Annotated in this window: 22 protein-coding genes; 3 read left to right on the forward strand and 19 right to left on the reverse strand. The window is 73.8% G+C overall.

The window, feature by feature from the left end; genetic code table 11:
• Positions 1-18 precede the first annotated feature (18 nt).
• Positions 19-630: a class I SAM-dependent methyltransferase gene (locus tag IEW90_RS09955; protein ID WP_188718150.1), complete on the forward strand. Its 612-nt coding sequence runs from the start codon at positions 19-21 to the stop codon at positions 628-630.
• Between the two features lie 40 nt (positions 631-670).
• Here IEW90_RS09955 and dapF read toward each other — a convergent pair whose 3' ends face one another.
• The 13 genes from dapF to dapA all read right to left on the reverse strand — a co-directional run bounded on the left by dapF (position 671) and on the right by dapA (position 14,101).
• Positions 671-1,552, reverse strand: a complete 882-nt coding sequence (gene dapF, locus IEW90_RS09960; protein ID WP_188718151.1) for a diaminopimelate epimerase — start codon at positions 1,550-1,552, stop codon at positions 671-673.
• Complete coding sequence (gene miaA / locus IEW90_RS09965) at positions 1,549-2,457, reverse strand: tRNA (adenosine(37)-N6)-dimethylallyltransferase MiaA (RefSeq protein ID WP_188718152.1); 909 nt, start codon at positions 2,455-2,457, stop codon at positions 1,549-1,551. Before miaA ends, dapF begins: the two co-directional genes overlap by 4 nt.
• Positions 2,454-3,953 carry a tRNA (N6-isopentenyl adenosine(37)-C2)-methylthiotransferase MiaB gene (gene miaB / locus IEW90_RS09970; protein WP_188718153.1) on the reverse strand — a complete coding sequence of 500 codons (1,500 nt, stop codon included), beginning with the start codon at positions 3,951-3,953 and terminating at the stop codon, positions 2,454-2,456. The genes miaA and miaB overlap by 4 nt, the downstream gene beginning before the upstream one ends.
• Before the next feature lie 96 nt (positions 3,954-4,049).
• Positions 4,050-4,514, reverse strand: coding sequence for a hypothetical protein (locus IEW90_RS09975; RefSeq protein ID WP_188718154.1), 465 nt, complete (start codon positions 4,512-4,514; stop codon positions 4,050-4,052).
• A 62-nt stretch (positions 4,515-4,576) separates the two neighbouring features.
• Complete coding sequence (locus tag IEW90_RS09980) at positions 4,577-5,185, reverse strand: regulatory protein RecX (RefSeq protein ID WP_188718155.1); 609 nt, start codon at positions 5,183-5,185, stop codon at positions 4,577-4,579.
• Positions 5,182-6,240 carry a recombinase RecA gene (gene recA / locus IEW90_RS09985; protein WP_188718156.1) on the reverse strand — a complete coding sequence of 353 codons (1,059 nt, stop codon included), beginning with the start codon at positions 6,238-6,240 and terminating at the stop codon, positions 5,182-5,184. Before recA ends, IEW90_RS09980 begins: the two co-directional genes overlap by 4 nt.
• Before the next feature lie 192 nt (positions 6,241-6,432).
• Positions 6,433-6,654: a DUF3046 domain-containing protein gene (locus IEW90_RS09990; RefSeq protein ID WP_188718157.1), complete on the reverse strand. Its 222-nt coding sequence runs from the start codon at positions 6,652-6,654 to the stop codon at positions 6,433-6,435.
• Between the two features lie 3 nt (positions 6,655-6,657).
• Entirely contained in the window at positions 6,658-6,987 is a 330-nt protein-coding gene (locus IEW90_RS09995) for a helix-turn-helix domain-containing protein (protein ID WP_188718158.1), read from the reverse strand.
• A gap of 120 nt (positions 6,988-7,107) precedes the next feature.
• Positions 7,108-7,665, reverse strand: coding sequence for a CinA family protein (locus IEW90_RS10000; protein WP_229679623.1), 558 nt, complete (start codon positions 7,663-7,665; stop codon positions 7,108-7,110).
• 28 nt (positions 7,666-7,693) lie between these two features.
• The gene (gene pgsA / locus IEW90_RS10005; protein ID WP_188718159.1) at positions 7,694-8,296 is read right to left on the reverse strand and encodes a CDP-diacylglycerol--glycerol-3-phosphate 3-phosphatidyltransferase; all 603 of its coding nucleotides are present in this window, start codon (positions 8,294-8,296) and stop codon (positions 7,694-7,696) included.
• Positions 8,297-8,349: 53 nt separating this feature from the next.
• Positions 8,350-11,214, reverse strand: coding sequence for an FtsK/SpoIIIE family DNA translocase (locus tag IEW90_RS10010; protein WP_188718160.1), 2,865 nt, complete (start codon positions 11,212-11,214; stop codon positions 8,350-8,352).
• Positions 11,215-11,356: 142 nt separating this feature from the next.
• Positions 11,357-13,030: a ribonuclease J gene (locus IEW90_RS10015; protein ID WP_268236829.1), complete on the reverse strand. Its 1,674-nt coding sequence runs from the start codon at positions 13,028-13,030 to the stop codon at positions 11,357-11,359.
• Positions 13,031-13,129: 99 nt separating this feature from the next.
• On the reverse strand, positions 13,130-14,101 hold the full coding sequence (gene dapA, locus IEW90_RS10020; RefSeq protein ID WP_188718161.1) for a 4-hydroxy-tetrahydrodipicolinate synthase: 972 nt from the start codon (positions 14,099-14,101) through the stop codon (positions 13,130-13,132).
• Positions 14,102-14,156: 55 nt separating this feature from the next.
• Between dapA and IEW90_RS10025 the strand changes: the two genes are divergently transcribed.
• A complete protein-coding gene (locus tag IEW90_RS10025) occupies positions 14,157-14,675 on the forward strand; it encodes a GNAT family N-acetyltransferase (RefSeq protein ID WP_188718162.1) in 519 nt (172 codons plus the stop codon).
• A 19-nt stretch (positions 14,676-14,694) separates the two neighbouring features.
• On the opposite strand, the gene IEW90_RS10030 is transcribed toward IEW90_RS10025, so the two are convergent.
• The 4 genes from IEW90_RS10030 to dapB are packed head-to-tail and all read right to left on the reverse strand — an operon-like array spanning position 14,695 to position 17,288.
• A complete protein-coding gene (locus IEW90_RS10030) occupies positions 14,695-15,189 on the reverse strand; it encodes a dihydrofolate reductase (RefSeq protein ID WP_308421873.1) in 495 nt (164 codons plus the stop codon).
• Between the two features lie 13 nt (positions 15,190-15,202).
• Positions 15,203-16,066: a thymidylate synthase gene (locus IEW90_RS10035; protein WP_188718164.1), complete on the reverse strand. Its 864-nt coding sequence runs from the start codon at positions 16,064-16,066 to the stop codon at positions 15,203-15,205.
• Positions 16,063-16,587: a hypothetical protein gene (locus IEW90_RS10040; RefSeq protein ID WP_229679624.1), complete on the reverse strand. Its 525-nt coding sequence runs from the start codon at positions 16,585-16,587 to the stop codon at positions 16,063-16,065. The genes IEW90_RS10035 and IEW90_RS10040 overlap by 4 nt, the downstream gene beginning before the upstream one ends.
• A complete protein-coding gene (gene dapB, locus IEW90_RS10045; protein WP_188718165.1) occupies positions 16,584-17,288 on the reverse strand; it encodes a 4-hydroxy-tetrahydrodipicolinate reductase in 705 nt (234 codons plus the stop codon). The genes IEW90_RS10040 and dapB overlap by 4 nt, the downstream gene beginning before the upstream one ends.
• 65 nt (positions 17,289-17,353) lie before the next feature.
• On the opposite strand from dapB, the gene IEW90_RS10050 reads away from it, so the two are divergent.
• Positions 17,354-17,815 carry a GNAT family N-acetyltransferase gene (locus IEW90_RS10050; protein ID WP_229679625.1) on the forward strand — a complete coding sequence of 154 codons (462 nt, stop codon included), beginning with the start codon at positions 17,354-17,356 and terminating at the stop codon, positions 17,813-17,815.
• A gap of 156 nt (positions 17,816-17,971) precedes the next feature.
• On the opposite strand, the gene IEW90_RS10055 is transcribed toward IEW90_RS10050, so the two are convergent.
• Both IEW90_RS10055 and IEW90_RS10060 read right to left on the reverse strand, forming a co-directional pair.
• Positions 17,972-18,574 carry a histidine phosphatase family protein gene (locus IEW90_RS10055; RefSeq protein WP_188718166.1) on the reverse strand — a complete coding sequence of 201 codons (603 nt, stop codon included), beginning with the start codon at positions 18,572-18,574 and terminating at the stop codon, positions 17,972-17,974.
• Positions 18,575-18,666: 92 nt separating this feature from the next.
• Positions 18,667-20,049 carry a M16 family metallopeptidase gene (locus tag IEW90_RS10060; RefSeq protein ID WP_188718167.1) on the reverse strand — a complete coding sequence of 461 codons (1,383 nt, stop codon included), beginning with the start codon at positions 20,047-20,049 and terminating at the stop codon, positions 18,667-18,669.
• Between the last annotated feature and the right edge of the window lie 5 nt (positions 20,050-20,054).

A 20,054-nucleotide genomic window follows, 5' to 3' on the forward strand; every position in this document is an offset into this window, starting at 1 on the left:
CTTCGCTACTGTCGATCCGTGCCGGACCACTACTTCTCGCCCGATCCTGCCGCGCCCGAGACGCTCCGCACCATCCGCGTCCCGCTCGCGGGCCGCGAGCGGGAGCTGGTCACGGCCACCGGCGTGTTCTCCGGCGACCGCCTCGACGTGGGCACGTCGGTGCTCCTCGACGCCGTGCCCGCCCCGCCGGAGGCCGGGGACCTCCTGGACCTCGGCTGCGGCTGGGGGCCGATCGCGGCGACGCTCGCGCTCCGCTCCCCCGCCGCCCGAGTATGGGCGGTCGACGTCAACGCCCGTGCGCTCTCGCTCGTGGAGCGGAATGCCGAGCTGCTCAGCCTATCGAACATCGAGCCCGCGACGCCAGACCGCGTGCCCGACGACCTGCGCTTCGCGACCATCTGGTCGAACCCGCCCATCCGCATCGGCAAGGCGCAGCTGCACGAGCTGCTCGAGACCTGGATCCCGCGCCTCGCGCCCGACGCGACGGCGTGGCTCGTCGTGCAGAAGCACCTCGGCGCCGACTCCCTGCAGCGCTGGCTCGACGAGCGGTTCCCCGACCACGACGTGGAGCGCGCGACCTCGAAGAAGACCTACCGGATCCTCGCGGTCACGGCCCCGTCGGAGGACTGACGCGGCCGCAGCGCAACAGGCCGCTCCGCGCGGCGGAGGCTCAGTGCCGCGGCGCGACCGTCGCCGCGCCGCGCGCCACGATCTCGGCCGGCCCCGTGAGCCACGCGTGCCCGCGCTCGTCGACCTCGACCTCGAGGCGACCGCCCGGCACGTCGACGATCCAGCGGTCGGCTGCGCCGCCCGACCAGTGGCGCACGGCCATCGCCGCCGCGACCGCGCCCGTCCCGCACGACAGCGTCTCGCCGACGCCGCGCTCGTGCACGCGCATCCGGATCGCGCCCACGCCGTCGGCGATGAGCCCCGGGACGGCGAACTCGACGTTCGCGCCGTCGGCCGCGACCGGGTCGAGCGCGGGCGCGGCGTGGAGGTCGAGGCCGTCGAGCTCGTCGTCGCCCGCGAGGGCCACGACGACGTGCGGGTTGCCCGTCGAGACGTCGAGGCCGGGCCTGGCCACGTCGAGCCCGTGGGCTGCCACGAGGCGGTCGCCGCCGAGCTCGAACGGGCCGAGGTCGGCCGAGAGCAGCGGCCCGCGGCGCTCCACGCGCTTGATGCCGGCGCGCGTGACGATCTCGAGCACCTCGCCGTCGGCGAGGCTCGCGAGCCCCTCCTCGAGCAGGTAGCGCACGAACACCCGCACGCCGTTGCCGCACATCTCGCTCACGCTGCCGTCGGCGTTCCAGTAGTCCATCGCCCAGGTGCCCGGCGCCGCGGCGTCGAGCGCGGCGTCGCCCGTGCTGCCGGCCCGGACGGCGCGGATGACGCCGTCGCCACCGATGCCGAACCGGCGGTCGGCGAGCGCGCGCACGGCGTCCGCGTCGAGCGGCGCGGCGCCCTCGGGGTCGGCGAGCAGCACGAAGTCGTTGCCCGTGCCGTGCCCCTTGGCGAAGGCGACGGACGGATGCTGCACGGGCGCCTGGGTCATGCCTCCAGGCTACCGACCGCCCGCACCGCGAGCTCGCCGGGAGTCAGCGGCGCCGCGGCCGGGTAGCGCTGGAACCAGGAGACCTGGCGGCGCGCGTAGCGCCGCGTGAGCGCCTGCGTGCGCTCGATCGCCTCGGCCTCGTCGATGCGGCCGTCGAGCTGGTCGAGCGCCTGGCGGTAGCCGATGGCCTGCTGCGCGGTGGTGCCGCGCTCGATGCCGGCCTCGCGCAGCGCCCGCACCTCGTCGAGCATCCCGATCGCCCACATCTGCTCGACGCGCGCATCGAGCCGAGCCACGAGCTCGTCGCGCGGGGCGCGCTCGTGCTGGATGATCGTGGGCCGCGCGAGCGCCTCCTCGGGCGGCAGGCCGACGCGGAACGGCTCGCCGGTGAGCGTGACGGCCTCGAGCGCCCGCACGAGGCGGCGCCCGTTGTGCGGGCCGATCGCGTCGGCCGCCGCGGCGTCGACGGTCGCGAGGCGCGCGTGCATCGCGGCCGCGCCCACCGCCTCCAGATCGGCCTCGAGCTCGGCGCGCAGCGCCTCGTCGGTCGCCGGGAACGCGAAGTCGTAGAGCACGCTCGAGGCGTAGAGCCCGCTGCCGCCCACGAGGATCGGGACGGCCCCGCGCGCCTCGATGGCGGCGATCGCCTCGAGCGCCGCGTCGCGGTAGGCCGCGACCGCGGCGTCCTCCCACGGGTCGAGCACGTCGAGGAGGTGGTGCGGGTGCCCGCCGCGCTCCTCGACGCCCGCCTTCGCGGTGCCGATGTCCATGCCGCGGTAGAGCTGCATCGCGTCGCAGTTCACGACCTCCACGCGCGCGCCGAGGGCGACCACGGCATCCGCGATCGCGATCGATCGCGCCGTCTTGCCGGTGCCGGTCGCGCCGACGACGGCGATGAGCGTCACGCGCCGACGCGGATGGTCGGCAGGCCGAGAGAGACGGCGCCGCCCTGCGCTGCACCGCCCTGCGACGCGGACGTGGCGTCCGGGGCGGGCACGGCGCAGGAGTCGGCCTGCGCGCGGTCCCAGGCGTCGCCCGAGCGGGTGCGGCGCAGGTGCTGCACGCCGGCGTCGGCGAGCAGGTGGAAGGGCGCCGCCCGGGTGATCTCGACCGTCACGACGTCGCCGGGCCGCGGCGCCGCGTCACCGGGCGCGAAGTGGACGAGGCGGTTGTCCTCGGCGCGCCCCGACAGGCGGTGCGTCTCGGCGTCCTTCTTGCCCTCGCCGACCGAGACGAGCACCTCGACCGTGCGGCCCACCTGGCGCTCGTTCTCCTCGGCCGAGATGCGGTCCTGGAGCGCGACGAGCCGCTCGAAGCGCTCCTGCACGACCTCCTTCGGCACCTGGTCGGGCATCGTCGCCGCGGGCGTGCCCGGGCGGATCGAGTACTGGAACGTGAACGCCGACGCGAAGCGCGAGGCCTCGACGACCCGCAGCGTGTCCTCGAAGTCCTCGTCGGTCTCGCCGGGGAAGCCGACGATGAGGTCGGTCGTGATCGCCGCGTGCGGGATGCGGTCGCGGACGCGGTCGAGGATGCCGAGGAAGCGGCTCGAGCGGTACGAGCGGCGCATCGCCCTGAGCACGCGGTCGGAGCCCGACTGCAGCGGCATGTGCAGCTGCGGCATGACGGCCGGCGTCTCGGCCATCGCCTCGATGACGTCGTCGGTGAACGCGGCCGGGTGCGGGCTCGTGAAGCGGATGCGCTCGAGCCCGTCGATCGCGCCGGCGGCGCGCAGGAGCTTGCCGAACGCGAGCCGGTCGCCGAACTCGACGCCGTAGGAGTTCACGTTCTGGCCGAGCAGCGTCACCTCGAGCGCGCCGTCGTCGACGAGCGCCTGCACCTCGGCGAGCACCTCGCCGGGCCTCCTGTCGCGCTCCTTGCCGCGCAGCGACGGCACGATGCAGAACGTGCAGGTGTTGTTGCAGCCGACCGAGATCGACACCCAGCCGGCGTAGGTCGACTCGCGCTTCGTCGGCAGCGTCGAGGGGAACACCTCGAGCGACTCGAGGATCTCGACCTGCGCCTCGTCGTTGTGGCGGCTCCGCTCGAGCAGCGTCGGCAGCGAGCCCATGTTGTGGGTGCCGAAGACGACGTCGACCCACGGCGCGCGCTCGACGATCGTCGCGCGGTCCTTCTGCGCGAGGCAGCCGCCGACGGCGATCTGGAATCCGGGGCGCTCGCGCTTCGTCCTCGCCAGGTGGCCGAGGTGGCCGTAGAGCTTCGTGTCGGCGTTCTCGCGCACCGCGCACGTGTTGATGACGACCACGTCGGGGGCGCCGTCGACCGCCTCGACGTAGCCCGCGTCCTCGAGCGATCCGCGCATCCGCTCGGAGTCGTGGACGTTCATCTGGCACCCGAAGGTCTTGACCTCGTAGGTGCGCTGCGGGGCGATCGCGGACATGCCTCGAGGGTACCGGCGGGCCGGCGGGGACGCGCGACGGCGGACCGCCCGCAGGCGGTCCGCCGTCGTCGTCGCTGGGGGCGTCAGCCTGCTGGGTCAGCCGCCCTGCGTCAGCGTGAGGTCGTAGCCCTGGTCGCCGTTGCCGTCGACGCCCGTGAGCTGCATCTCGCCCTCGGCCGCAGGTCCGGTGTACTCGAGGCTCTGGATCTCTCGGATGCCCGAGATGAACATCGTGAACTCGCCGCCCGACACCTCCCAGGTGTCGGTCGGCTCGTCCCAGTTCTCGTCGTTCCAGTTGTTGAGGAGGACGGTGCCGTCCTCCTCGAGCACGAGGTCCATCGCGTTGCCGGCGGCGTCGGTGCCGCTCCACGACGTGCCGGCGAGATCGACGTCGCCGCCCGTGTCGCCGGAGCCGGTGTCGCCGCCGTCGGTGCTCGGCGCGGTCGTCTCGCCGGAGCCGCCCGGGTTGCCGCCGACCGGAGGCAGCTGGAAGCAGCCCGTGAGGGCCAGCAGGGAGGCGGCTGCGAGCGCCGGCAGCACGACGATGCGAGAGGTCTTCATGGTGGTCAACGTAGCCGCGGGCGGATGCCGCTACCTGGATGCGGGCTGGAGGTTGGCAGGACTCAGCGGAACCGCGGACCGCGCGGCCTCGTGCGCTCGATCGCGATGCGCACCGCGCCCCCGCCGAAGCCTCGCCGCTGCAGGAAGCCGGCGAGCCGGCGCTCGGCCGTCTCGTCGTCGAGGCCGCCCATGCGACGCCGCCGATCCGCGGCCGCCTCGACCGCGCGCTCGAGCTCGTCGCCGTCGTCGGGCCGCTCGAGCACGTCGGGGTCGAGGCCGCGCCGGCGGAGCTCGGCGGCGACGCCCCGCTCGCCCAGGTGCTTGCGCTCCCGGAGCCGCTCGGCGAGGTCGTGCGCGAGCTGCGCGTCGTCGACGAGGCCCTCCTGCTCGAGCCGGTCGAGCACGGCCTCGCGGACCTCCGACTCGACCTCGCGGCGCTCGAGCGCGCGGTCGAGCTCGTGGCGGCTCGCCGCCTTGCGGCCGAGCGCGCGGAGCGCGATCGAGCGGGCGGCATCCTCATCGGGGGTCTCGGGCGCGACGGCATCGGCGTCGGGGTCGGATGCGGCCGAGGCCCCGTCCTCCCGGACGGGGCCTCTCGCGTCGTCGTCGTCCCGCCCGGCGATCCAGGCGGAGAGCTCGACGACGCCTGCCAGGCGGTCGGGGTCGCTCACGCGCCCTTGCGCTCCTCGCGGCGGGCGTCGAGCGACTCGACCTGCGCGTGCGCGGCGCCCGCGCCGATGCCGAGCTTCGACAGGATCTGCCGCTCGATGTCGGCGGCGATGTCGGGGTTCTTGAGCAGGAAGTTGCGCGCGTTCTCCTTGCCCTGGCCCAGCTGGTCGCCGTCGTAGGTGTACCAGGCGCCCGACTTGCGGACGATGCCGTGCTCGACGCCGAAGTCGATGAGGCTGCCCTCGCGCGAGATGCCGACGCCGTACAGGATGTCGAACTCCGCCTGCTTGAAGGGCGGCGCCATCTTGTTCTTCACGACCTTGACGCGCGTGCGGTTGCCGACCGCGTCGGCGCCGTCCTTGAGCGTCTCGATGCGGCGGATGTCGAGGCGGACCGAGGCGTAGAACTTCAGCGCCTTGCCGCCCGCGGTGGTCTCGGGGCTGCCGAAGAACACGCCGATCTTCTCGCGCAGCTGGTTGATGAAGATGGCCGTCGTCCTCGTCTGGTTCAGGCCACCGGTGAGCTTGCGGAGCGCCTGCGACATGAGGCGGGCCTGGAGGCCGACGTGGCTGTCGCCCATCTCGCCCTCGATCTCGGCTCGGGGCACGAGCGCCGCGACGGAGTCGACGACCACGAGGTCGATCGAGCCCGAGCGGATGAGCATGTCGGCGATCTCGAGCGCCTGCTCGCCCGTGTCGGGCTGCGAGACGAGGAGCGCGTCGATGTCGACGCCGAGCTTGCGCGCGTACTCCGGGTCGAGCGCGTGCTCGGCGTCGATGAACGCGGCGATGCCGCCGTTGCGCTGCGCGTTCGCGATGGCGTGCAGCGTGAGCGTGGTCTTGCCCGAGGACTCCGGGCCGTAGATCTCGATGATGCGGCCGCGGGGCAGGCCTCCGATGCCGAGCGCGACGTCGAGCGCGATGGAGCCCGTGGGGATGATCTCGACGGGGGCGCGCTCCTCGCTGCCGAGGCGCATCACCGTCCCCTTGCCGAACTGACGGTCGATCTGCGCGAGCGCCGCCTCGAGCGACTTCTCGCGGTCTGCGGGTGTGGGCATTGCTGGCCTTCCGTTCGCCGTGCCTGTGGACTGATGCGCTCACGCTACGTCGGGCCGCTGACATGCGTGCGGCCCTGGCGGCCGCCTGTGGAGACGGCCCCTGCGTGCGGATCCAGCCTACGCGCGATTCGAACGGATCTTCGAAGGATGTCGCGGCGTGTCGCTGCCGCGACGCGCATCGGGCGACGCGGTTCAGGCGATCGGGTCGCGGAGGCCGCGGCCGTGCCGGCGCGCGGCGGGCACGTCCTGCGAGTCGCACAGCGCGGCCCACACGTCGCGGGCGGGCACACCGCCGCGGAGCGCCTCGGTGCCGGTCCGGCCGCCGAGCCGCTCGAGCGCGAGGTCCGCGAGCAGCACCGCGCCCATGGCGCCGAACTCCTCGCGGACCGCGACCTGCAGCTCGCTCGCCCGCACGGCCTACCGGACGGCCGCGTCGAACTGCGCGACGAGCTCGTCGGGCAGCGTGTCGGGCACCGTGCTCAGCGGAGCGTCGAGCTCCGGGAACGTCAGCCCCTCGAGCACTGCGAGACGGTCCCCCACCTCTCGCAGGATGCTCGACAGCGGCACCTCGAGCGCGTCGGCGACGGATGCGAGGATCTCGCTCGACGCCTCCTTCTGCCCGCGCTCGACCTCGCTCAGGTAGCCCAGCGCCACCGAGGCCCTCGATGCGACCTGCCGCAGCGTCCTGCCCTGTCGCAGGCGGACGTCGCGCAGCACGTCGCCGATCTCCTGTCGTACCAGCACCATGGTCTCCCCCCTCCACCGTGGTCGGTGCCCCAAGACTAGCCCGCGGGATCCGCGGAGCCGCTGAGGCCCGTGACGGTGACAACGCCCATCAGATCGTCCGCATTCCGCAGGCGGCACTGGTCAGGGTGTGGATCCGCTGTGGACGTCGAGGTCGGTGCGGTCGAGCGCCGCGTCGAGCAGCTCGAGGGCCGTGCGGACCGCCGCGGCGCGCACGTGCTCTCGGTCGCCCGGCACGACGCGCGAGGCGTGCTCCGCGACGAGGCCGTCGCGCGTGGCGACCACGAGGCCCACGTGGAACTCGCCAGGGGCGTGGCCGTCCTGGCCGTCGGGGCCCGCGACGCCCGTGGTGGCGACGCCGATCGTGCACGCGCCGCGGTCGATCGCGGCGAGCTCGCGCACCCCGTGGGCCATCGCGATCGCGACGTCCGGGTCGACGGCGCCGCGCTCGGCGAGCAGCGCGGCCGGCACGCGCAGCACGGAGCCCTTCATCTCGGTCGCGTAGGCGACGACGCCGAGCCGGAGGACCGCGGAGGCGCCCGGTGTGCGGACCAGGGTCGACGCGACGAGCCCGCCCGTCAGCGACTCCGCCACCGCGACGCTAACGCCGCGCGCCGCGCCGCGGGCGACGACGCGGGCCGCGGTCTCCTCGATGTCGCCTGCCTGCTCCGGTGCGTCCACGGGCTCCTCCTCGTGCCGAGGGGGTCGCTCAGCGCCGGCTGCGGAACGCGTGGACGACGAACTCGACCCCCGAGTAGATGGTCAGGGCGACGGCGATCGTCATGGTGACGACGCACACCCATGTACCCCACTCTCCCACCCATGCCTGGAAGGGGATGAGCGCCAGCGGCAGCGCGATGCCCTGCGCCATCGTCTTCGCCTTGCCCGCCCAGTCGGCCGCGATGACGACCTCTTTCGCGACGACGAGCCGGTAGACCGTGATGCCGACCTCGCGCACGAGGACGACGATCGTGATCCACCAGTCGAGCTCGCCCAGGATCGAGAGGACGACGAACGCGCTGCCGGTGATCGCCTTGTCGGCGATCGGGTCGACGAGCTTGCCGAGGTCGGTGACGAGGTTCCGGCCGCGCGCGATCCAGCCGTCGACGAAGTCGGTCGCGATGAGCACCGCGAACAGCAGGGCGGCGGCGGTGCGCAGGCCCCCCGGCTCGGGGTTCGCGAGGGCCAGCCAGACGAAGCCCGGGGTGAGCAGGATGCGCACGAACGAGATGAGGTTCGGGACGCTCAGCACGCTCGCCGGGGTCTCGCCCCGCGTCCACACGCGGCCGCGGAGCGGACTGAGGATGCCCATGCGTCGAGGCTACCGGCGGGAGCCGGGCGCGCCGCGCGGTCGAGGCTGGTGCATCAGTCGCGCCCGGTGAGCGACCAGGCGTCCTCGTCGTCGCCGTCGGCCTCGACGACCTCGAGCCCGTCGCGGTTCGCCTCGTCGAAGGGGTCGGCGTAGCGGTCGTCGGACTCGACCCAGGCGCCGGCCTCGTCGTCCCCGTCGGCCGGCTCCTGCGCCGCGACGGCGGCCGAGGCGACACCGCTCACGGCGCCACCGCCAGCCGCACCGGCCGCCGCGGGCACCGGAGCGCTCGCCGCGGGCGTCGGCGCCGGGCCCTCGCCGCGCAGCGACGCGAGCACGGCGGCGAGGCCGTCCGGCGGCACGAGCACGTCGCGGGCCTTCGACCCCTCGGAGGGGCCGACGATCTCGCGCGACTCGAGGAGGTCCATGAGGCGGCCGGCCTTCGCGAACCCGACGCGCAGCTTGCGCTGCAGCATCGAGGTCGAGCCGAACTGCGTCGAGACGACGAGCTCGGCCGCCGCGCACAGGTCCTCGAGGTCGTCCCCGATGTCGCTGTCGATCTCGCGCTTCTCGGCCACCTCGGCGACGTCGTCGCGGTACTCGGGCTGCGCCTGGCCGGTGACGTGCTGCACGACGCGCTGGATCTCGGCCTCGTCGACCCACGCGCCCTGCACGCGCATCGACTTGTTCGCACCCATCGGCAGGAACAGGCCGTCGCCCTGGCCGATGAGCTTGTCGGCGCCCGGCTGGTCGAGGATGACGCGCGAGTCGGTGACCGACGAGACGGCGAACGCGAAGCGCGAGGGCACGTTGGCCTTGATGAGGCCCGTCACGACGTCGACCGAGGGCCGCTGCGTCGCGAGCACCAGGTGGATGCCGGCGGCGCGCGCGAGCTGCGTGATGCGCACGATCGAGTCCTCGACGTCGCGCGGCGCGACCATCATGAGGTCGGCGAGCTCGTCGACCACGACGAGCAGGTACGGGTACGGCTTCAGCGTGCGCTGGCTGCCCGCGGGCAGCACGATCTCGTCGCCCCGGACGGCGGCGTTGAAGTCGTCGATGTGCTTGTAGCCGAACGACGCGAGGTCGTCGTACCGCATGTCCATCTCCTTCACGACCCACTGCAGCGCCTCCGCGGCCTTCTTCGGGTTCGTGATGATGGGCGTGATGAGGTGCGGGACGCCCTGGTAGGCGGTGAGCTCGACGCGCTTCGGGTCGACGAGCACCATGCGCACCTCGGCGGGCGTCGCCCGCATGAGGAGGCTCGTGATCATCGAGTTGACGAACGACGACTTGCCCGAGCCGGTCGAGCCGGCGACGAGCAGGTGGGGCATCTTCGCGAGGTTCGCGACGACGAAGCCGCCCTCGACGTCCTTGCCGATGCCGATCGTCATCGGGTGGCGCGACTCCCCCGCCGCGCGCGAGCGCAGCACGTCGCCGAGCTTCACGGTCTCGCGGTCGGGGTTCGGGATCTCGATGCCGATCGCGCTCTTGCCGGGGATGGGCGAGAGGATGCGGACCTCGTTCGAGGCGACCGCGTACGAGAGGTTCTTCGACAGCGCGGTGACGCGCTCGACCTTGACGCCCGGGGCGACCTCGATCTCGTAGCGCGTGACGGTCGGGCCGCGCGAGAAGCCGGTGACCTTGGCGTCGACGTTGAACGACGAGAGCACCTGCGTGATGGCCGCCACGATGTCGTCGTTCGCCGCCGAGCGGGCCTTGGGCGGCTCGCCCTGCGCGAGCGACGCGATCGAGGGGAGGCGGTACGGGCGCTCGCGGCGCGGTGCCGCGGCCGGGGCGGCGGGCGCGTCGACCGGCAGCTCGGGCTGCTCGCCCGTGGTGCGCGCGATGGCGGCCTCGGCCTGCTCGAGCGAGGCGAGCACCTCCGTGGCGTAGTCGTCGTGCTGCTGCGGCGAGACGGGGGCAGCCTCCTGCTCCTCGACCGGCATGCCGAAGAGCGACTCGATCGACTCGACCCGCTCGGTCTCCTGCTCGCGCTCGACGAGCACGGGGCTGTCGTAGGCGGGGTCGACCTCGCGGCCGGTGGCGTTGCGGCGCCAGAACGGCAGCTGCTCGGCGTCGTCGTCGCCGTCGAGCGCCTCGTCGTCGGCGTCGACGGTCCTCGCCGCGCGTCGCTCCTCGCGGCGGGCGCGGCGCGCCTCGTCGCGCTCCTCGCGCGTGGCGGTCTCGACGCCGAAGAGGTAGCCGTAGAGGTCGGTGAGGCGCTCGGGGATGCGCGTGGGCGCCGTGGCCGTGATGACGAGCACCGCGAGCAGTGCGATGAGGCCGCAGACGATGCCGGCGCCGACCTGCGTCAGGAGCGCGGCGAGCGGCGCGGCGGCCACCCAGCCGAGGATGCCGCCCGCGTCGGCGAGCGCGGGCATGCCGAGCGACGCGTCCGGCATGCCCAGCAGGACGTGGCAGAGGCCCGCGACGGCCATGAGCAGCATGACGATGCCGACGCCCACGCGGCCGTTGTCGCTCACGGAGGCGGGGTGGCGGAACATCCACAGCGCGAGCAGCACGAAGACGACCGGCAGCGCGATGGCCACCTGGCCGAAGAGGCCGCCGAGCGTGTACGCCGAGATGGCCTGGGCCACCTGGTTCGCGGGCAGGATCCACTCGACGACCGCGCCCGCGATCGCGAGCAGCGTCAGCAGGAACGGCACGCCGTCGCGGCGCTCGTCCTTCTCGAGCGACTCGCGCCCGAAGACGCGGGCGGCACCGCCGGTGGCGTGCGCGAGGCCCATCCAGGCGCGCTGCGCGACGCCGGGGCCGGCGTCCTCGAACGTCGGCTGCACCTTGGTCGCGCGGGTGGTGCGCTGCGTCTGGGTCGTGCGCGGCGCGCGCCCGGTGGCGCTCCCCTTCGAGGAGCCCTTCCCGGCGGCGCCGCCGCGCGGCGGCTTCGTGCTCGTGGCCATGCGCACACCCTAGGGGCGGCCGCCCCGGAGGCCGGGGAGGCGCTCCGGCCGCGCCCGGGACCGCCCGGGGTGGCGGAGACCCCGAGAGGACGACGGCGTGCCCGCGCCAGGGGCACGGGCACGCCGGATCGACAGACGGGGCCTAGGCCTCGATCACGACCGGGACGATCATCGGGCGGCGGCGGATGCGCGTGCCCACCCAGCGGCCGACCGTCCGGCGCACGACCTGCTGGTACTGGTGCTGGTCGCGCACGCCCTGCTCGCCGGCCTCGGCGAGCGCCTTGACGATCTTGGGGCGGATGTCGTCGAACACCTTGTCGTCCTCAGCGAAGCCGCGCGCGTGGATCTCGGGGCCCACGATGACCTTGCCGGTCTGCGGCTCGACCGCGACGAAGATCGAGATGAAGCCCTCCTCGGCGAGGATGCGGCGGTCCTTCAGGTCGGCCTCGTCGATGCGGCCCACCGACGAGCCGTCGACGTACACGAAGCCGATCTCGAGCTGGCCGGCGACGGTGATCTGCCCGTCGCGCAGGTCCCAGACGGTGCCGTTCTCGCCGACGTGCGCGCGCTCGCGCGGCACGCCCGTGTCGATCGCGAGCTGCGCGGCCGCGTGCAGGTGGCGGTACTCGCCGTGCACGGGGATGACGTTCCTCGGGCCGAGGATGTTGTAGCAGTAGAGCAGCTCGCCGGCCGAGGCGTGGCCCGAGACGTGCACCTTCGCCGTGCCCTTGTGCACGACCTTCGCGCCGAGCTGCATGAGGCCGTTGATGATGCGGAAGACGGCGTTCTCGTTGCCCGGGATGAGGCTCGAGGCGAGGATGACGGTGTCGTCCTCGCCGACCTCGATGCGGTGCTCCTGGTTGACGATGCGGCTGAGCACGGCCATCGGCTCGCCCTGCGAGCCGGTGGACATGAAGACGACCCGGTCGCGGGGCATCTGCTCGGCCTTCTTCTGGTCGACGACGACGCCGTCCGGCACCTTGAGGTAGCCGAGGTCGGCGGCGATGCCCATGTTGCGCACCATCGAGCGGCCGACGAACGCGACCTTGCGGCCGTGCTCGGCGGCGGCGTCGAGCACCTGCTGCACGCGGTGCACGTGGCTCGAGAACGAGGCGACCACGACGAGGCCGGTGGTCTTGCCGATCACCTGCGAGATCACCGGGCCGATCTCGCGCTCGGGCGCGGTGAAGCCCGGCACGTCGGCGTTCGTGGAGTCGACGAGGAACGCGTCGACGCCCTCCTCGCCGAGCCGCGCGAACGCGCGCAGGTCGGTGATGCGGTCGTCGAGCGGCAGCTGGTCCATCTTGAAGTCGCCCGTGTGGAGCACGAGGCCGGCCTTCGTCCGGATCGCGACGGCGAGCGCATCCGGGATGGAGTGGTTGACCGCGACGAACTCGGCCTCGAACGGGCCGAGCTGCTCGACCTGGCCCTCGCGCACCGTGTGCGTGTAGGGCTTGATGCGGTGCTCCTTGAGCTTCGCCTCGATGAGGGCGAGCGTGAGCTGCGAGCCGATGAGGGGGATGTCGGCCTTGAGGCGCAGCAGGTAGGGCACGGCGCCGATGTGGTCCTCGTGGCCGTGCGTGAGCACGATGCCGACGACGTCGTCGAGCCGGTCCCGGATGGGGCCGAAGTCGGGCAGGATCAGGTCGACGCCGGGCTGGTGCTCCTCGGGGAAGAGCACGCCGCAGTCGACGATGAGCAGCTTGCCGTCGATCTCGTAGACCGTCATGTTGCGGCCGACCTCGCCGAGGCCGCCGAGCGGGACGATGCGGAGGGTGCCTGCGTCGAGTCGGGCAGGCTGGGTGATGGCCGTCAAGGGGCCTCCTTCGTATTCGGCTCTCTCCTGGAGAGCGGTTGTGCTGGGTGCGCGCACCTCGCGCGCGGAAGCTTCGTGCTGTGGTGGGGTGCCCTGCGCTCAGCGCGTGGTGCCGTGCACCTTGGGCAGCGCGCCGCCGGCGGCCGCGTTGCGGTCCGGCCGGAAGCGGCTGAGGTCGAGGCCGTCGACGCCCTGGACGAGCGCGATCTCGTCCTCGATGAGCGCCGCCTCGGTGTCCTCCGGCCCGACGAGCGGCAGGCGCACGCGCGGGCTGCCGATGCGGCCGAGGCCGTGGAGGATGTACTTCGTGGCGACCGTGCCGGGCACGTGCGTCATGGTGGCGCGCACGAGCGGCTCGAGGGCCTTGTGCTGCGCCTGGGCGGTGTGGAGGTCGCCCGCGTTCACCGCGTCGATCATGGTGCGGTAGGGCTTCGGCGCGATGTTCGCGGTCACGCCGATGAGGCCCGAGGCGCCGATCGCGAGGTGCGGGAGCACGTTCGCGTCGTCGCCCGAGAAGTAGAGCAGGTCGGTCTGGTTGAGCACGCGGCTCACCTCGGCGAGGTCGCCCTTCGCATCCTTCACGGCGAGGATGTTGGGGTGCTTCGCCGCCCGGAGCAGCGTCTCGTAGCGGATCGGGATGCCCGCCCGGCCGGGGATGTCGTACAGGATGACCGGCAGGTCGGTCGCGTCGGCGATCATCCGGAAGTGCGTCAGGATGCCCGCCTGCGTGGGCTTGTTGTAGTACGGCGTGACGATCATGACGCCGTCGGCGCCTGCCTGCTCCGCCTGCTTGTAGAGGTCCATGGCGTGGGCGGTCTCGTTCGAGCCGCCGCCCTGGATGACCTTGGCCCGGTCGCCGGCGACGGCCTTCGCCACCTCGACGAGCCGGATCTTCTCCGGGTCGGTGAGCGTCGAGGTCTCGCCGGTGGTGCCCGAGACGACGATGCCGTCGGCGCCGTGCGTCACGACGTCGTCGATGAGCCGCTCGACGTCGTCCCAGTCGACCTCGCCGTCGGCTGCGAACGGGGTCACGAGCGCGACGAGCACCTGGCCGAAGGGATTGTGGGTCACCCGTCAAGGCTATCGCGGCGCGCGCCCGCCCAGTCCCGGGCCGTAGCGTGGGCGCATGATCCGCATCGAGCTGCCGTCCCGCGCGCTGCGCGGCGGGTGGCTCGAGGCGATGCGCGAGTTCGAGGGCGAGACGCTGCACGGCTTCTCGACCTTCGGCTACGAGGTCGAGGAGCTCGCGCGGCCGGAGCGCTTCGAGCACTGGATCGCGCGCGAGGAGCGCCAGCGGATCGAGGGGCAGGACGGCTTCGTGCCCGCGACGGTCTGGTGGATCGTCGACGACGCCTCGCCGGGCCGCGTGCTCGGCTCGATCCACCTGCGGCACGAGCTGGACGACTGGCTGCTCGCCGAGGGCGGCCACATCGGCTACGGCGTGCGGCCCTCCGCGCGGGGGCGGGGCGTGGCGACCGCCGCGCTGCGGCTCGTGCTCGACGAGGCGCGCGCGATGGGCATCGACCGGGTGCTCCTGCTGTGCGACGACGACAACCCGGCCTCGCGCGCGACGATCGTCGCGGCGGGCGGCGTGCGCGAGGACGTGCCGAGCCCGTACGAGCGCTCCTGGATCGCGCTGGGCTGAGCGCGGCGCCGCGGTCCGGTCAGGCGCGCTCGAGCGTGCGGTAGCGGTAGCGGAGGCCGGTGCGGCTCTCGTGCCAGCCCTCGGCCGGGTCGCGCCCCACCTCGCGCCAGCCCGCCCCCGGCTCGGGCGCGACGGTGTCGCCGTCGGCTTCCAGGTCGATGTCGGTGATCTCGAGCACGTCGGCGCGGTCGATCGCATCGCGGTAGACGCGGCCGCCGCCGATGATCCAGGCCTCGCCGCCCTCCGCCAGCCTGCCCGCGAGCACGAGCGCCTCCTCGAGGCTGCCGACGACCTGCGCACCGGGCGCGGCGTAGGCGGCATCGGAGGTGATCACGACGTTCGCGCGGCCCGGGAGCGGCCGGAAGCGCTCGGGGAACGACTCCCACGTCCGCCGGCCCATCACGACCGGGTGCCCCGTCGTGGTCGCCTTGAAGCGCGCCATGTCCTCGGGCAGCGACCACGGCATGTCGCCGGCCTCGCCGATGACGCCGCCGCGGGCCTGCGCCCAGATCATCCCGATCCGCATGTCAGACCGCGACCGGCGCCTTGATGCCCGGGTGGTGCTGGTAGTCGACGACCTCGAAGTCGTCGAGCTCGTAGTCGAGGACGCTGTCGGGCGTGCGGCGGATGCGCAGCGTCGGCAGCGGGAACGGCTCGCGAGCGAGCTGCCGCTCGACCTGCTCGACGTGGTTGTCGTAGATGTGGCAGTCGCCGCCGGTCCACACGAAGTCGCCCACCTCGAGGCCCGTCTGCTGCGCGACCATGTGCGTCAGCAGCGCGTAGCTCGCGATGTTGAAGGGCACGCCGAGGAACATGTCGGCCGAGCGCTGGTACAGCTGGCACGAGAGCCGGCCGTCGGCGACGTGGAACTGGAAGAACGCGTGGCACGGCGCGAGCGCCATGTCGGGGATGTCGGCCGGGTTCCAGGCCGAGACGATGTGGCGGCGCGAGTCGGGGTTCGTGCGGATCGACTCGACGACCTGCGCGACCTGGTCGATGGAGCCGCCGTCGGGCGTCGGCCACGAGCGCCACTGGACGCCGTAGACGGGGCCGAGGTCGCCCTCCGCATCCGCCCACTCGTCCCAGATGGTGACGCCCTGCTCCTGCAGCCAGCGCACGTTCGACTCGCCGCGCAGGAACCAGAGCAGCTCGAGCGCGATCGACTTGAAGTGCACCCGCTTCGTGGTGATGAGCGGGAAGCCCTGCGAGAGGTCGTAGCGCAGCTGCCGGCCGAAGACCGAGCGCGTGCCGGTGCCGGTGCGGTCGCCCTTCACCTCGCCGTGCGCGAGCACGTCGGCGAGCAGCTGCTCGTAGGGGTGGCCGTCGAAGCGGTGCGCGTCGGCGGCGCTGACCTCGGTGGCGCCGCCTTCGGTGGGAACGGTGTCGCTCATGCTGCCTCCTGGCTCCCATCCTGGCGCACGTCGCCCGCGCGACCCGCGTCGCCGCGGCGCGCCGCTCGACGGAGGCGCAGGGCCTGGCGGGCGGCGTGGCGCGCGCGGCGCCGGTCGCGCGCCGCGTCGTACGCCATCGACAGCCGCAGCCACGACTCCCACGACTCCTCGTGCGCCTCGACGTCGGCGCGCGCCGCGGGGAACGCTGCCAGCGCGGCCTCCTGGTCGGGGCGTCCGCCGGGCGTCGTCGGCAGCGGCTCGGGCATGCCGCCGGCCGCGTCGAGCTCGCGCACGGCGCGGTCGAGCTGCACGCCGAAGACCACCTCGCGCACGAGCGCCCACGCACCTGCCACGAACATCACGAGCAGCGCAATGCCCACGCCGATGCCGATCGGCTCGCCGGTGGCGATGAAGCGGATGGCGCGGTCGCCCGCGAGCACGACGTAGAGGCCGAGGAGCGCGGCCATCGCGAGCGCGGCGGCGCGCGGGATGCCCGCAGGCGCGGCGCGGCGCTCGCTCACGCGAGGCCCAGCAGGTCGCCGATGCCGACCGTGACGCCGGCGCGCGGCTCGGCGCGGAGCGCGAGCAGGATGCCGGCGGCGTACGACTCGGGGCTCGTCGTGTCGTGGCGGATGGTGAGGGTCTCGCCGAGGCCGCCGAAGACGACCTCCTGCCGCGCGACGACGCCCGGCAGCCGCATCGCGTGCACGGGCACCCCGGCGATGACGGTGCCGCGGCCCGGCTCGTCGGGCGTGGGCGCCTCGAAGGCGCGGACGGCGCCGATCGCCTCGGCGGTGCGGGTCGCGGTGCCGCTCGGCGCGTCGACCTTCTTCGCGTGGTGCGCCTCGAGGATCTCGACCGCCTCGAAGTGCGCGGCCGCGATCGTCGCGAGGTGCGTCTCGAGGGTGCTGCCGAGCGAGAAGTTGGGCACGATGCGGACGCGCTCGCCGCCGCGCTCGCGGAGCGCGTCGATGCGCGCCTCGCTCCACCCGCTCGTGCCGACGACCACCGGGACGCCGGCGGCGACGGCCGCGTCGACGATCCCCTCGCTCGCCTCGAGCACCGTGGCGTCGAAGAGCACGTCGAGGCCTTCGAGCTCGAGCGACTCCCGCGCGTCGACCGGCACGGCCTCGAGGTCGTCGGCCTCCTGCGCGAGGCGCAGGGCGAGGGATCCGAGCCTGCCGGTGCTGCCGGAGACGCCGACGCGGAGGGTGCGAGCCATGGCTCCAGCCTACGAGGGCGGCGCATGCGGGCGGGGGCCGTCCGCGGCGAGCGTAGGGTCGGATCGTGAGCATCCGCATCGAGCACGAGCCCGCCGACTCCCCCGCCGCCCAGGGGCTCCTGGAGGCGTACTTCGCGGATCGGGCGATGACGTTCGTCGGCGGCCCCTACCGGCCGAAGCCCGCCGACCCCTCGACGCTGCGCGCCCCGGACGGGGCGTTCCTCGTGGCGCGCGCGGAGGACGGCGCGGCGATCGGGTGCGGCGCGCTGCGGCGGCTCGGCCCCGCGCGCTTCGAGGTGAAGCACCTCTACGTCGCCCCCGCCGGCCGCGGGCGCGGCACGGGCGCCGCGCTGCTGCGCGCGCTCGAGGAGGAGGCGGTGCGGCTCGGCGCCGACGAGGTCGTGCTCGACACCAACCGCTCGCTCGAGGCCGCGAACGGCCTCTACGCATCCCGCGGCTACGAGGCCATCGAGCCCTACAACGACAACCCGAACGCGACGAGCTGGTTCCGCAAGCCCGTCGGCTGACCCGCCGCTCGCCGAGGTGCACCGAAGCGCCCGCTCCGGGCGCGGCTCGGGGCCGATCGGTGCACCTCCCTCGGCGCAGATGCACCGAAGCGCCCCGCTCCGGCGTGGATGGGGGCGCTTCGGTGCATGCGGGCGACGCGGCGGCCGCGACGCGCGTCAGTAGGGCTGCGGGATCGCGAGGCCCGTGCGGTCCTCGGGCGGCAGGTGGCCGAGGTCGTTGTGGGTCACGAGCTGCGCGGGCTTGCCCGAGCGGAGGCGGATGATCGTGAGGCCGCAGTTGGCCTGGTTCAGGGCCATCCACTGCCACGCCGGCGCCTGCATGACCTCGCGCACGAACCAGCCGATGACGAAGTTGTGGGTCACGAGCAGCTCGTTGACGTCGCCGCGCGAGGGGCGCAGCCACTGGTCGCCGGCGTCCTGCATCTGCGCGGCGCCGGCCTCGACCTGCTCGTCGCGCACGCTCTCGAGGAAGCGGTGGAAGCCGGAGGGCGTGTCGTGCTCGAGGCCCGACGGGATGCAGTCGAGCAGCAGCGACGAGCGCTCGAACGGCACCGCCGGCAGGCGCTGCTGCATGATCGACGCGGTCTCGACCGCGCGCTCGAGCGGCGAGGTCCACGCGTGGTCGAAGCGCACGCCCGACAGCCGCTGCGCGATCGCCTGCGCCTGGCGCACGCCGCGGGGCGAGAGGGCGCCGTCGTCGACGCCGTGCTCCGCGTCGACCTGCTCGCCGTGTCGGACGAGGTAGAGCAGGTGGGCCATGGTTCCTCCGGGCGCGTGCAGCGTCGTGCGTGACAGGGCCGTCCGTGCCCGAGGGCCGGCGGCGGTTCGGCCGCCGCTGCGCTCCGTCGCGCTCAGGCCGCCGGTTCCACCGTACCCCGAGGCGCCGACGCGTCGCCGGACGCGGTCGCCGGCACGACGAGCCGGTCGTAGCCGTCGACGGCGGGACCGACCGCCGCGATCGAGCGCGGGCCCCCGGCGAGCTCGGCCGCCAGCGAGCGGACGTCCGCATCGGTGACCGCGTCGATCCGCTCGAGGGCGGCGTCGATGTCGGCGAGCTCGCCGAGCGTGAGCTCCGCGCGGCCCAGCCGCGACATCCGCGCATCCGAGTCCTCGAGCGCGAGCGCCGACCCGCCGGCGAGCTGGCCCTTGGCGCGCCGCAGCTCGTCGGCCGAGACGCCCTCGACGAGCCGCTCGAGCTCGGCGCCCATGAGCTCGGCGACCTCGATCGCCTTCCGCGGGGCGCACGCCGCGGCGAGCGACATGAGGCCCGCGTCCGAGTAGCCGGACGAGTACGAGTAGACGGCGTACGCGAGGCCGCGCCGCTCGCGCACCTCCTGGAACAGCCGCGACGACATGCCCGAGCCCAGCACGGCGTTGAGCACCGCGAGCGCGCCGCGGCGCGGGTCGCCCGCGACGATGCCGGGCATGCCGATCATGAGGTTCACCTGCTCGAGCGGCCGGTCGACGACGACGAGGCCGCCCGCGCCCGGCGCGGCGGGGTCGGATGCGCGACGCGGCCGGGGCGCGCCCGTGCCGAGGCTCCAGCCGTACCGGTGCAGCGCGTCCTGCAGCAGCGCGACGATCCGATCGTGGTCGACGGCGCCGGCGACCGTGACGACGACGTCGCCCGGGCCGTAGTGCTCGCGGTAGTGCTCCGCGACGCGGTCGCGGCTCACCTCGCGGATGGAGGCGGGGCTGCCGCCGATCGGGCGGCCCAGCGGGTGCTCGCCGTGCACGAGCTCGGCGAGCCGCTCCCCCGCGACGTCGGCCGGGTCGTCGTCGGCCATCGCGAGCTCGTCGAGGATGACGTCGCGCTCGCGCTCGAACTCCTCGGCGTCGAGCACCGAGGAGACGATCATGTCGGCGAGCACGTCGATCGCCATGGGCACGTCGCGGTCGCGCACCTTCGCGTAGTAGCAGGTGTGCTCCTTGGTGGTGACGGCGTTGTGCTCGCCGCCCACCTCGTCGAAGGCCACCGCGATGTCGAAGGCCGAGCGCGTCGGCGTGCCCTTGAAGAGCAGGTGCTCGAGGAAGTGCGTGGCGCCGAGCGCGTCCTCGCGCTCGTCGCGCGAGCCGACCGGCACCCAGAAGCCCACGGAGGCGCTCACGGCGCCGGGCACGGACTCGGTGAGGACGCGCACGCCGCTCGGGAGCAGGCTGCGGCGCACGACGGCGCCGCCCGCGGCGGCGATGGCGATCTCGGGGGTCTCGAGCTGGAGGGGCACGACGGGCATCCGTC

This window comes from Agrococcus terreus (assembly GCF_014645235.1).
Lineage (GTDB): Bacteria > Actinomycetota > Actinomycetes > Actinomycetales > Microbacteriaceae > Agrococcus > Agrococcus terreus.